The 12137-nt window shown below is 61.6% G+C and carries 11 protein-coding genes; 2 read left to right on the forward strand and 9 right to left on the reverse strand.

Translation table 11 applies throughout. From position 1 onward, the window contains the following. Positions 1-86: 86 nt before the first annotated feature. The 9 genes from BFP92_RS10275 to bioB all read right to left on the reverse strand — a co-directional run bounded on the left by BFP92_RS10275 (position 87) and on the right by bioB (position 10436). The gene (locus BFP92_RS10275) at positions 87-1856 is read right to left on the reverse strand and encodes an acyl-CoA dehydrogenase C-terminal domain-containing protein (protein WP_065929402.1); all 1770 of its coding nucleotides are present in this window, start codon (positions 1854-1856) and stop codon (positions 87-89) included. A gap of 90 nt (positions 1857-1946) precedes the next feature. Continuing rightward, positions 1947-3236 (reverse strand): GGDEF domain-containing protein, encoded by a 1290-nt coding sequence (locus BFP92_RS10280; protein WP_065929403.1) that lies wholly within the window; start codon positions 3234-3236, stop codon positions 1947-1949. Between the two features lie 204 nt (positions 3237-3440). After that, positions 3441-5246, reverse strand: a complete 1806-nt coding sequence (locus tag BFP92_RS10285; RefSeq protein ID WP_065929404.1) for a phenylacyl-CoA dehydrogenase — start codon at positions 5244-5246, stop codon at positions 3441-3443. A gap of 278 nt (positions 5247-5524) precedes the next feature. Next, positions 5525-5806: a hypothetical protein gene (locus BFP92_RS10290; protein WP_017138029.1), complete on the reverse strand. Its 282-nt coding sequence runs from the start codon at positions 5804-5806 to the stop codon at positions 5525-5527. A 106-nt stretch (positions 5807-5912) separates the two neighbouring features. Continuing rightward, complete coding sequence (bioD, locus tag BFP92_RS10295; RefSeq protein WP_065929405.1) at positions 5913-6593, reverse strand: dethiobiotin synthase; 681 nt, start codon at positions 6591-6593, stop codon at positions 5913-5915. Then, a complete protein-coding gene (gene bioC / locus BFP92_RS10300) occupies positions 6590-7402 on the reverse strand; it encodes a malonyl-ACP O-methyltransferase BioC (RefSeq protein WP_065929406.1) in 813 nt (270 codons plus the stop codon). The genes bioD and bioC overlap by 4 nt, the downstream gene beginning before the upstream one ends. Further along, a complete protein-coding gene (locus tag BFP92_RS10305) occupies positions 7395-8126 on the reverse strand; it encodes an alpha/beta fold hydrolase (protein ID WP_065929407.1) in 732 nt (243 codons plus the stop codon). Before BFP92_RS10305 ends, bioC begins: the two co-directional genes overlap by 8 nt. Beyond that, entirely contained in the window at positions 8119-9300 is a 1182-nt protein-coding gene (gene bioF, locus BFP92_RS10310) for an 8-amino-7-oxononanoate synthase (protein WP_065929408.1), read from the reverse strand. Before bioF ends, BFP92_RS10305 begins: the two co-directional genes overlap by 8 nt. Before the next feature lie 80 nt (positions 9301-9380). Then, positions 9381-10436 carry a biotin synthase BioB gene (bioB, locus tag BFP92_RS10315; protein WP_017138024.1) on the reverse strand — a complete coding sequence of 352 codons (1056 nt, stop codon included), beginning with the start codon at positions 10434-10436 and terminating at the stop codon, positions 9381-9383. Positions 10437-10550: 114 nt separating this feature from the next. Between bioB and BFP92_RS10320 the strand changes: the two genes are divergently transcribed. Both BFP92_RS10320 and BFP92_RS10325 read left to right on the forward strand, forming a co-directional pair. After that, complete coding sequence (locus tag BFP92_RS10320) at positions 10551-11288, forward strand: ComF family protein (RefSeq protein WP_065929409.1); 738 nt, start codon at positions 10551-10553, stop codon at positions 11286-11288. A 57-nt stretch (positions 11289-11345) separates the two neighbouring features. Next, positions 11346-12110 (forward strand): TOBE domain-containing protein, encoded by a 765-nt coding sequence (locus BFP92_RS10325; RefSeq protein WP_065929410.1) that lies wholly within the window; start codon positions 11346-11348, stop codon positions 12108-12110. Positions 12111-12137 lie beyond the last annotated feature (27 nt).

Genomic DNA, 12137 nt, shown 5'->3' on the forward strand with positions numbered 1-12137 from the left:
AACACCTCGGTACATCAGTTACACCGAGTTGATGCCATCGCAGGCAAGCCAGCTCCCACATTTTGACCACAGTGAATCAGTCGCCTTTACAGCGCAAACAACTGCGCCGGCAAGCTCATCAGGCACTCACTGCCCGCCTCCACAGCGGCGCGGTGCGTTGCAGTACGCGGCAACAGGCGCTTGAAGTAAAAATCACAGGTGGCCAATTTGGCTTGGGCAAACTCGGCGTCGTCATGCGACTGGGCCGCAATGGCCATGCGCAACCACAGATACCCCAGAATGATGTAACCGCTGTACATCAAATAATCCACCGCCGCCGCGCCCACCTCATCCGGGTTTTTCATGGCGGCCATGCCAACCTTCATCGTCAGCTCGCCCCATTGCTGGTTCAGTTGATTGAGCTGCTCAACATGGGCCTTGAGCTGCGGGTGCTCGGCATTCGCCGCGCAGAACTTATGCACAAGCTTGGTAAACCCGCGCAGCAACTTGCCCTGGCTGCCCAGCACCTTACGGCCCAGCAAGTCGAGGGCCTGAATGCCATTGGTGCCTTCATAGATCGGCGCAATCCGCGCATCACGCGCCAGTTGCTCCATGCCCCATTCGCGAATGTAGCCATGGCCGCCGAACACCTGCATACCGTGGTTGGTCACCTCCAGCCCGGTTTCGGTCATAAAGGCTTTGCAGATAGGGGTGAGGAACGCCAACAGGTCTTCGGCCTCCTGGCGTTGGGCGGCGTCACTGTTCAAGTGCGCGGTGTCGAGCAGTTGGGCAGTGAAGTAGGTCAGCGCCCGATTGCCTTCGTTGAAGGCCTTCATGGTCAGCAACATGCGCCGCACGTCGGCGTGCACGATGATCGGGTCGGCGGCTTTATCCGGGGCCTTGGCGCCGGTCAGCGAGCGCATTTGCAGGCGGTCGTTGGCGTATTTGATCGCGCCCTGAAAACTCGCCTCACCATTGCACAAACCCTGCATGCCTGTACCCAGGCGCGCGTGGTTCATCATGGTGAACATGCAATTGAGGCCCTTGTTCGCCTCGCCAATCAAAAAGCCCTTGGCGCCGTCGAAGTTCAGCACGCAGGTGGCCGAGGCCTTGATGCCCATCTTGTGCTCGATGGAACCGCAGTGCACCGCGTTGCGCTCGCCTGAATCAGCATGGAACTTGGGCACGATAAACAACGAGATGCCCTTGGTGCCCGCCGGTGCGTCCGGCAGTTTGGCCAGCACCAAGTGAATGATATTGGCGCTCAGGTCGTGCTCGCCGGCCGAGATGAAGATCTTGCTGCCGGTGATCGCATAACTGCCATCCGCCTGGGGCACGGCGCGGGTCTTGATCAGGCCCAGGTCAGTGCCGCAGTGGGCTTCGGTGAGGCACATGGTGCCGGTCCATTCGCCGGCGGTGAGTTTGCTGAGGAACGTGGTTTTCTGCTCCTCGGTGCCGTGGGCGTGGATCGCCGACATGGCGCCGTGGGTGAGACCCGGGTACATGCCCCAGGAGGTGTTGCTGGAGCCGATCATCTCGCTGAGCACCAGCCCCAGGGACAGCGGCAAGCCCTGGCCACCGTAGGCCGGGTCCGCCGCTACGCCATGCCAGCCACCTTCCACGTACTGGGCGAAGGCTTCCTTGAAGCCCTTGGGCGTGGTGACCACGCCGCTGTCGAAGTGGCAGCCCTCTTCATCGCCACTGCGATTAAGTGGCGACAGCACGTTTTCGCAGAATTTGGCGCCTTCTTCGAGGATCGCGCTGACCATATCGGGGCTTGCGTCGGTCGCGCCCAACGCGGCGTAGTGGCCGTGAAAATCAAACACGTTGTCGATCAGAAAGCGCATGTCGCGCAGGGGAGCTTTGTACTCAGGCATGGCAATGTCTCCGGCAGCAGATGCCTTCAACCTACTGCCGGCCACCGCCTCGAACAATCACTGTAGAACCGCTGAATACACCGCCATCACTCAACCGGCAGCGCTCTCCATGCGCACCGCGCCACGGCGGTTCTGGCCGGAGGCGACCACGCAGTTACGCCCGGCGCCCTTGGCGGCGTAGAGCGCCTGGTCGGCGGACTTGAGCACTTCTTCGGGCGTGCGCTGTTCGGCCTGGCGCTCGGCCACGCCGATGCTGACCGTCACCGACACACTCGAGGCGCCACTGCCCGCCCGGCGTTGGCGGCCCTGTTGGTCATCGTGGGGGCGGTCCGGGTTGCGCAACTTGATGTCGTAGTTGGCGATGATCTCGCGGATCTCTTCCAGGTGCGGCATGCACTCGTCCAACGTCTTGCCGGCGAACACCACGGCAAACTCCTCCCCGCCATAACGATAGGCACGCCCGCCGCCATTGACCTTCGACAATTTGCTGGCCACCAGCCGCAGCACCTGATCACCGACATCATGGCCGTGGGTGTCGTTAAAGCGCTTGAAGTGATCGACGTCACTCATCGCCAACACATAATTGCGCCCCAGCCGCTGCATGCGTTCGTTGAGCGCGCGCCGCCCCGGCAAGCCGGTGAGTTCATCCCGGAAGGCCATCTGATAAGCCTCGTGCGCCACGCCCGCGGCAATCATCAGCATTACCTGGCTGCACATGATGTTCAGGGTGAACGGCAGGATGAACGTTTGCGGCAGCATCCAGAACAGCCCCAGCAAACCCACCAGTTGTGCGGCGTGCAAGGGCCGTGGCTGATACCAGTACTGCGCCGCCAGGGTGACAAAACCCATCAGGAACATCGGGTACGACAGCTGGATCAGGCTCATCCAACTGCCATGCAGCGCCGGCCAGCGAATCTCCGCCAGCCAGTTCAGCAAGGCCTGGGGAAAACTCTGCTCAAGTGCCAGGGCCACGCTGCAAAAGGCAAAGAGCACGGCGCAGCGCGCCACGAAGTCGCGGAACAGGTGGGTTTTCTCCTGCCACAGCGCGTAGATGCTGAACAGCAGAGGCAACAGCAAGCAACACAGATGGAACACCACGGCGGCGTCTTCGCGCACGCGGCCGTTGTCGCGGTAGTAGTCGGTCTGGGTGTCGAGCAGGAAGTAAACGACGTACACCGTGATCATCAAAAACAGCTCGCGCTGGCGCCGATACACCGCGCAGTAGGCACCGCCGAGCAACAGCACCAAGGTCGGCAACACATTGAACAGCGAGGTGAAAAACACGCTGAGGTCTTTGATATACGCAGCCGAGAGCCCGGCCAGCAACAGCAGTAACGAAGGAAGAAAATGACTGAAACGAACAGCGGACACGCGTGACAAGGGTAAAGCTCCGACCCGCTCAGAAAGATGGCACAGTGCCTTCACTGAGCACAGTTAAGCACATTCAATGTGACCTGTATCACATTGCCATCACTGTAACGGCAGCCAGGCGCAATCCCTGAGTGCTGTGCTGTGTTTTTTATCGGCGCATAAAAAAACCGCCGCTTCCAAAAGAAGCGGCGGCTTTCAAGAGACCGGCAGGGCTTAGTAAGCCAGGCCGAAGTCTTCTTCTTTCATGTCCATCAGGTTGTTGGCGCCCGACAGCATGGTGACCTTATGGGTCTGGGTACGCGGCAGGATGCGCTGGAAGTAGAAGCGCGCAGTCTGCAGCTTGGCGGTGTAGAACGCCTCTTCGGTGGTGCCGGCAGCCAGTTTTTCGGCTGCCAGGCGTGCCATGTCGGCCCAGAAGTAAGCCAGGCACGCGTAGCCGGAGTACATCAGGTAATCCACCGAGGCGGCACCGACTTCTTCACGGTCTTTCATCGCGGCCATGCCGACCTTCATGGTCAACTCGCCCCACTCTTTGTTCAGCGCTGCCAGCGGTGCAACGAATTCCTTAACGGCTTCGTTGCCTTCGTTGGCCTGGCAGAACTTGTGCACGATCTTGGTGAAGCCTTTGAGCGCTTCGCCTTGAGTCATCAGCACTTTGCGGCCCAGCAGGTCGAGTGCCTGGATGCCGGTGGTGCCTTCGTACAGCATCGAGATGCGGCTGTCGCGAACGTTCTGCTCCATGCCCCACTCGGCGATAAAGCCGTGGCCGCCGTAGATCTGCACGCCGTGGTTGGCCGATTCAAAACCGACTTCGGTCATGAACGCCTTGGCGATTGGGGTCATGAACGCCAGCAGGCCGTCGGCTTGCTTCTTGGCTTCGTCGTCGGTGCCGTACTTGACGATGTCCACTTGCTTGGCGGTGAAGTACACCATCGCACGGTTGCCTTCAGCGAAGGCTTTCATGGTCAGCAGCATACGGCGCACATCAGGGTGCACGATGATGGGGTCAGCGGCTTTGTCTGGCGCTTTCGGGCCGGTCAGGGAGCGCATTTGCAGGCGGTCGCGAGCGTATTTCAGGCCGCCCTGGAAGCCGATTTCAGCGTGGGACAAGCCTTGCAGCGCGGTGCCCAGGCGAGCGGTGTTCATAAAGGTGAACATGCAGTTCAGGCCTTTGTTCGCCGGGCCGATCAGGAAACCGGTGGCCGCGTCGAAGTTCATCACGCAGGTGGCGTTACCGTGGATGCCCATTTTGTGTTCCAGGGAGCCACAGGTCACCGCGTTGCGCTCGCCGATCGAACCGTCTGCGTTCGGCAGGAATTTAGGCACGATGAACAGCGAAATGCCTTTGGTGCCGGCCGGTGCGTCCGGCAGGCGGGCCAGTACGATATGGACGATGTTGTCGGCCATGTCGTGCTCACCGGCCGAGATGAAGATCTTGGTACCGGAGACTTTGTAGGAACCGTCGGCCTGAGGCTCGGCCTTGGTGCGCAGCATGCCCAGGTCGGTGCCGCAGTGCGGCTCGGTCAGGCACATGGTGCCGGTCCACTCACCCGAAACCAGCTTGGTCAGGTAAGCGTCTTGCTGTTGCGGGGTGCCGTGCTCGGAGATGGTGTTCATCGCACCGTGGGACAGGCCAGGGTACATGCCCCACGACCAGTTGGCGGCGCCGACCATTTCGCTCACGACCAGGCCCAGGGATTCCGGCAGGCCTTGACCACCGTGCTCCACGTCGTGGGCCAGGCTCGGCCAGCCGCCTTCAACGAACTGTTTGTAGGCTTCTTTGAAACCAGTAGGGGTTTTTACGCCTGACTCGCTCCAGGTGCACCCTTCGATGTCACCCACGCGGTTCAACGGTGCCAGCACTTGCTCACAGAACTTGGCGCCTTCCTCAAGAATGGCGTCAACCATGTCCGGGGTAGCGTCCTGGCAAGCCGGCAGGCTCTGATAGTGCGCTTCATAACCAAGCAGTTCGTCACGAACGAAGCGAATATCACGCAAGGGGGCCTTGTAGTCAGGCATAGCGATAAACCTCTGCTGATGTATCTGGGATGAACAACCGCGTGGATTTGTTATGGCGGTCAAACAGGTGTTTGAAACATACGTTTACGACCTGGGGTTGTCAAGCATCGCGCCGACGCCGTTTGTCATGACGCGCATCAATGCCATGCACGGCAAGGCCTGCGGCGCAGTGCAACGTGATTTTGAAAGTGTAGAGGTTCCCAGGGGCGAATCAGCACAATGTGGGAGCGGGCTTGCTCGCTCCCACAGTAGAGCCCTATACAGACAGAGAGAGGGGATTAAGCGTAGGTATCGATCAAGGTGCCGAGCATTTCATCCGAAGCCTTGGCGACTTTCGCGCCCAGCTCCACTTGAAACTTGCCTTGGGCCATTTCGACCATGTTGCTCGCCGAGTTGGACGGCTGGGCGCGATCGTTGGCTTGCAGACGATCACTTTGTGCATCCGAGGGCTGGGTAGTCGCGGCGCCGGCGATTTTTCCGGCGGCCTGGTCGACGCGGTTCTGCCCGGCCTGAATGGTGCTCAGCCCCGAATAAAACGCGCTGCTTCCAGAGATTTCCATGGCGTAAGCCTGCCTTTAGAGAATCGTGAACTTGAATTGAAGCAGACATCCTGGCAAAACGCCCGTCAAAAACACTAATGGCATAATGCCTTAGCGATAGCCAAAATCAGTCAAGCAGGTCCAATTCCAGGTACTCGGCCACCACTTTCGCGCTGGCCTGCTTGAGCTTTGGCACCCGCCCCAGGCACGGCGCAGGCAACCGCTCAGCCAGGGTGGCGAGGTTTTCTTCCAGACGAGAGGTCTTGGGGTCGATGATATTCGCCACCCAGCCCGCCAACGGCAAACCGTCTCGCGCGATGGCTTCGGCGGTGAGCAGCGCATGGCTGATACACCCCAGACGCACGCCCACCACCAGAATCACCGGCAGCTTGAGCGCAATGGCCAGGTCCGACAGGTTGTCCTGATCGGCCAACGGCACTCGCCAGCCGCCCGCGCCTTCAATCAAGGTGAAATCCGCGCGCTGCGCGAGTATGTGCTGCATCGGTTTCAACAATGATTGCACTGTAAGCGCCGCACCCGCTTCCCGCGCGGCCAAGTGCGGCGCAATCGCGGGCTCGAAGGCCACCGGGTTGACCTCGGCATAGGTCAGCGGCAGCGAACATTCGGCCAGCAGTGCCAAGGCGTCGGCATTGCGCAAGCCTTTTGGGGTGACCTGGCAGCCTGAGGCCACCGGCTTTCCGGCGGCGGTGCTTTTACCCGCCAGCCGTGCGGCATGCAGCAGCCCGGCGGCGACGGTGGTTTTGCCCACATCAGTGTCGGTGCCGGTGATGAAATAAGCGGCGCTCATAAAGGTTTCTCCAGTACGGCGTACACCACTTGGTACGTGGCGGGCAGGCCCTGGGCCTGACGAAACTGCTCGTAAGCGTGCACCAGTGCAACAATCCGCGCGCGGCCCGTCAACCCTCCCGGTCGGCCGGGGTTGAGGTTATGCGCGCCCAACGCCTTGAGCTCATGGGTCAGGCTGCGCACATCCGGGTAATGCAGTACGTGAGGCTGGCGCTCCAGGCTCAGCACCCGTAAACCGCTGGCGGCACACAGCTGTTGGTAAGCCTCGAAGGTGCGAAAGCGGTTGACGTGAACCAGGCCATCCGCCGCACGCCAGCTTTGGCGCAACTCATCCAGGGTGCCCACGCACAAACTCGCAAATGCCAGCACGCCACCGGGTTGCAGCACGCGACAAGCCTCGCTGAGCACCGCATCGAAATTCGCGCACCACTGCACCGCGAGGCTGGAGAACAGCAGGTCGAAGCGCTCAGTTACCAGCGGCAAGCGTTCTGCATCACCCGCGATAAAGTGCTGCGCGCCACCCAAAGGCCGCGCATGGCTGAGCATGCCTTCGGCGATATCCAGCGCCACCCCTTGGCTTGCCGGCAACAAATCGCCCAGCACACGGCTGAAATAACCCGTGCCGCAACCCACATCCAGCCAGCGTCGGGGTGCGATGGCAGCGGGCAGGCGCGACAACAGCTCATGCCCGACTGCGCGCTGCAACTCGGCGACGCTGTCGTAACTGGCGGCGGCGCGGGAAAACGAGGCCGCCACCTGGCGCTTGTCCGGCAAGCCGCCCGGCAGTAGCGGCTGGGATAAATCAGTCATCAACACACTCATGCAAAAAAGCCTGGATGGCCCCCGCTACTCCGTGAGGGTCTTCCAGAAGAAAAGCGTGACCGGCCTGTTCAATCAGGCCGATTTCTACATCAGGCAGCAGGGCCAACAGGTCACTCGCAGCTTCGGCGGGCACCAACCCGTCCAGCCCCGCAAACAGGTGCAGTTGCGGGCCGCGATACGCCTGCAAAGCGGCGCGGGTATCCAGTTGAGCAAGCAGTTCCAGGCCAGGCATCAACACGCTCGACGACGTATTCGGCGCCCCGCTGACCAACAGGCGCGACAGCCCGCGCGGGTCTTCGGCACCTTTGGCGCATAACAAACCGAAACGTTTAAGGGTGACTTGAGAGTCGGCGTGGCAACCCGCGAGGAACGCGTCGAACGTCTCGGCAGGCATCGCACTGGGCCAGCCTTGATGGGCGACAAAACACGGGTTGCTCGCCAACGTCAGCAGGCCGCAGCAACGCTCGCCGCGCCGCGCCGCCAACTCGGAGGCGAGCATGCCGCCCAGGGACCAGCCGCCCAGCCAGGCGTTGTCCGGCAGCGTGGCGTCGAGTTCGTCGAGCCATTCCTCCAGATCGCTGGAAGCCAGCACCGGCAACGGTTCGATATGCACGTGCAGGTGTTCGTCCAAACCCTGCAAGGCGGCAGCCAAAGGCTCCAGCGGTGACACGCCGAGCCCCCAACCGGGCAGCAATACCAGTCGATCACGCATGGTCGGGCTCCGTAATACTTAACAACCGGAAACACTCATCCAATGCGCTTAACAATAGCTGCACCTGCGCCGCGCTGTGGGCCGCCGTCAGTGTCACGCGCAAACGCGCACTGCCGGCCGGTACGGTCGGTGGGCGGATGGCCGTCACCATCAGGCCGCGTTCGCGCAACATCTGCGACAGGCGCATGGCGGTGGCGCTGTCGCCAATCAGGATCGGCTGGATCGGCGTGAAGCTGTCCATCAAGCGCAGGCCAAGCTGCTCGGCGCCCTGGCGGAACTGGCGGATCAGGCCATTGAGGTGCTCACGTCGCCAATGCTCGGTACGCAGCAGCTCCAGGCTTTTCAAGGTGGCGCAGGCCAATGCCGGTGGCTGGCTGGTGGTGTAGATGTAGGGCCGGGCGAACTGGATCAGGCTTTCGATCAGCGCTTCACTGCCTGCCACAAACGCCCCGGCGGTGCCGAACGCTTTGCCGAGGGTGCCGACCAATACCGGCACGTCTTCCTGGCTCAAGCCGAAGTGCTCGACAATTCCGCCGCCCGTAGCACCTAACGGTCCGAAGCCATGGGCGTCATCGACCATCAACCAGGCGCCTTTGGCGCGGGCCTCACGGGCCAGCGCAGGCAAGTCGGCCAGATTGCCGTCCATGCTGAACACCCCATCGGTGACCACCAACGTATTGCCGGTAGCCTTCTCCAGGCGCTTGGCCAGGCTGCTGGCGTCGTTATGCAGATAGCGATTGAAACGCGCCCCGGACAGCAAGCCGGCATCCAGCAGCGAGGCGTGGTTGAGCCGGTCCTCCAGTACCGTATCGCCCTGCCCCACCAACGCGGTGACCGCGCCCAGGTTGGCCATATAGCCGGTAGTAAACAGCAGCGCACGCGGGCGCCCGGTGAGGTCGGCCAGCGCTTCCTCGAGTTCATGGTGCGGCGTGGCATGGCCGATCACCAGGTGCGAAGCGCCACCGCCCACGCCCCAGCGGGACGCACCGGCGCGCCAGGCTTCGATCACTTGCGGGTGATTGGCCAGGCCCAGGTAGTCGTTATTGCAGAACGCCAACAGCGGTTGCCCATCCACCACCACTTGCGGGCCTTGCGGGCTCTCAAGCAAAGGGCGTTGGCGATAGAGGTGTTCGGCACGGCGGGCAGCGAGGCGCGCGGCGAGATCAAAAGACATGCAGGCCTCGGCAGATCAAAGAACTTGAGACTGAATGCGGTCCCACAGTTGGATTGCATTCCAAAGGTTGGAGCTGGGCGTTAAACCACCGCGTTATAGAACTGCTCGCTGCTCTTTTGCTCCACCAACGCCTGCTCAATCGCCGCCTGATGCACTTCGTCGGCGTGCTCTTCACGGGCTTCCGGCAAGATCCCCAGGCGCGAGAACAGTTGCATGTCCTTGTCGGCCTGCGGGTTGGCGGTGGTCAGCAACTTGTCGCCGTAGAAAATCGAGTTGGCACCGGCAAAAAACGCCAGGGCCTGCATCTGCTCGTTCATCGCCTCACGCCCAGCCGACAAGCGCACATGGGATTGCGGCATCAGGATGCGCGCCACGGCGAGCATGCGGATAAAGTCGAACGGGTCGATGTCTTCGGCGTTTTCCAGCGGCGTACCGGCGACCTTCACCAGCATGTTGATCGGCACCGACTCCGGATGCTCCGGCAGGTTGGCCAGCTGGATCAGCAGGTTGGCGCGGTCGTCGAGGGACTCGCCCATGCCGAGGATGCCGCCCGAGCAGATCTTCATCCCCGAATCACGCACGTAGGCCAGGGTTTGCAGGCGCTCGCCGTAAGTGCGGGTAGTGATGATGCTGCCGTAGAACTCCGGCGAGGTATCGAGGTTGTGGTTGTAGTAGTCCAGGCCGGCCTGGGCCAGGGCTTCGGTCTGGTCCTGATCGAGACGGCCGAGGGTCATGCAGGTTTCCAGGCCCATGGCCTTCACGCCTTTGACCATCTGCAGCACGTAAGGCATGTCTTTGGCCGAAGGGTGCTTCCAGGCGGCGCCCATGCAGAAGCGCGTCGAGCCGATGGCCTTGGCGCGGGCCGCCTCTTCGAGGACCTTCTGCACTTCCATCAGCTTTTCTTTTTCCAGGCCGGTGTTGTAGTGGCCCGACTGCGGACAATATTTGCAATCTTCCGGGCAGGCGCCGGTTTTGATCGACAGCAAGGTCGACACCTGCACGCGGTTGGCGTCGAAATGCGCGCGGTGCACGGTCTGCGCCTGGAACAACAGGTCATTGAAGGGTTGCACAAACAGCGCTTTGACTTCGGCTAAAGACCAATCGTGACGCAGGGTTGCAGAGGTGCTGGCGCTCATGGGCGATTCCTTGATTATGCTTGGGCTTACGCTGTGGGAAGGGCAATAGCGGCAATACCCGCAATACCCACAGTCAGTCACGACACGGATGCTCGGCATATTTAAGGAAGATTCATGCACTGTCAACTTGGATACAAACATCAGGTTTACATCTGGTTAGAAAACAACCAGATCTGTTTAATCTGCGATGAAGCGACAAACTCCAGCCACAACCTGTGCAATGTCTGCGAAATCGAACTGCCCTGGCTGTTGGAGCACTGCGAGGTGTGCGCCCTGCCACTGCCGATGGAGGGTTTGATCTGCGGCCCCTGCCAAAAAAAACCGCCGGCCTATAAACAGGTGATCGCACCCTGGACCTACAGTTTCCCCGTCGACACCCTTATCAGCCGCTTCAAACACCAGTCGCGCTGGCCGCTGGGCCATCTGCTCGCACGCTTGCTGGGGCAGTATCTGCAACACCGTTTCGACAACACCGAACTCACCCGTCCCGACTGCCTGCTGCCGGTGCCCATGGCGCGCAAGCGCCTGCGTGAGCGCGGCTTCAACCAATCGTTGATGTTGGCCCGCTGGCTCAGCGCAGACCTCGACCTCCCACACGATGAACACCTGTTGTTACGCCCCCATGAAACCGTCGCGCAACAAGACCTCGATGCCAAGACCCGCCAACGCAACCTGCTCACGGCGTTTGCGCTGGCGCCCGACGCCCAGGTGCGGGGCCGCCACTTTGCGCTGGTGGACGACGTACTCACCACCGGCGCCACCGCTCACAGCCTGGCCCGGCTGTTGATGGACGCCGGCGCCCGTCAGGTCGATGTGTACTGCCTGGCCCGCACGCCAAAACCGGGCACATGACTTGACTCACGTGCGTGGCGCCTGCAACGTCCGCTGACCTTATCGAAGCGTATCCACATGTCTCTGCCGACCTCCTTGAGCCAACACATCATCCGCCGTCCCCAGCGCATCGCCTTGCTGGCGCATATTGCCGAGCAGGGTTCGATCACCCGCGCGGCCAAGAGCGCCGGCCTGAGTTACAAGGCTGCATGGGATGCGATCGACGAGCTGAACAATCTCGCGCAAAAACCGTTGGTGGAGCGCAGCGTCGGCGGCAAAGGCGGCGGCGGCGCCAAGCTGACGGCCGAAGGAGAACGGGTGCTGCGCCTGTACCAACGCCTGCAAGTGTTGCAAGCCGAGGTGCTCGGTTCGGATGAGGACGCGAGTGACTTCAACCTGCTCGGCCGCTTGATGCTGCGCACCAGCGCGCGCAACCAATTGCATGGCCAGGTCAGCACCATCGAACACCAGGGCCGCAATGACCTGATTCGCCTGCAACTCTCGGGTGGCTTAAGCCTGAGTGCGCAGATCACGCACGACAGCACGCAACGGCTGGAGCTGGAGACCGGCGTTGAAGTGGTCGCCTTGATCAAGGCCGGATGGCTGGAATTGCTCGCCATCGGGCAGGCTGCAACACCTGGACACAATTGCATGAGCGGTGTGATCGAAACGATTCTCGAGGCCGATGACGGCCCCAGCGAAGTGCGCATCGCCCTGCCCAGCGGCCAGGTTTTATGCGCCCTGGCGCAGCCCGCCGCGCTTAAGGCACTGGCTGCGGTCGAAGGCGCAGCGGTCCGGGTGCAGTTCTCGCCCAACAATGTGCTGCTCGGCACACCGGCCTAGGCGCCCGCCGTCTTCAAGCTGCAACAA

The organism is Pseudomonas sp. 58 R 3 (genome assembly GCF_900006605.1).
Classification (GTDB): Bacteria; Pseudomonadota; Gammaproteobacteria; order Pseudomonadales; family Pseudomonadaceae; genus Aquipseudomonas; species Aquipseudomonas salomonii.

Bases quoted from the DNA above. Each gene is read 5' to 3' on its own strand.
- BFP92_RS10275 (WP_065929402.1), bottom strand. From the start codon at position 1,856: ATGCCTGAGTACAAAGCTCCCCTGCGCGACATGCGCTTTCTGATCGAC.
- BFP92_RS10285 (WP_065929404.1), bottom strand. From the start codon at position 5,246: ATGCCTGACTACAAGGCCCCCTTGCGTGATATTCGCTTCGTTCGTGAC.
- BFP92_RS10290 (WP_017138029.1), bottom strand. From the start codon at position 5,806: ATGGAAATCTCTGGAAGCAGCGCGTTTTATTCGGGGCTGAGCACCATT.
- bioD (WP_065929405.1), bottom strand. From the start codon at position 6,593: ATGAGCGCCGCTTATTTCATCACCGGCACCGACACTGATGTGGGCAAA.
- bioC (WP_065929406.1), bottom strand. From the start codon at position 7,402: ATGACTGATTTATCCCAGCCGCTACTGCCGGGCGGCTTGCCGGACAAG.
- BFP92_RS10305 (WP_065929407.1), bottom strand. From the start codon at position 8,126: ATGCGTGATCGACTGGTATTGCTGCCCGGTTGGGGGCTCGGCGTGTCA.
- bioF (WP_065929408.1), bottom strand. From the start codon at position 9,300: ATGTCTTTTGATCTCGCCGCGCGCCTCGCTGCCCGCCGTGCCGAACAC.
- bioB (WP_017138024.1), bottom strand. From the start codon at position 10,436: ATGAGCGCCAGCACCTCTGCAACCCTGCGTCACGATTGGTCTTTAGCC.
- BFP92_RS10320 (WP_065929409.1), top strand. From the start codon at position 10,551: ATGCACTGTCAACTTGGATACAAACATCAGGTTTACATCTGGTTAGAA.
- BFP92_RS10325 (WP_065929410.1), top strand. From the start codon at position 11,346: ATGTCTCTGCCGACCTCCTTGAGCCAACACATCATCCGCCGTCCCCAG.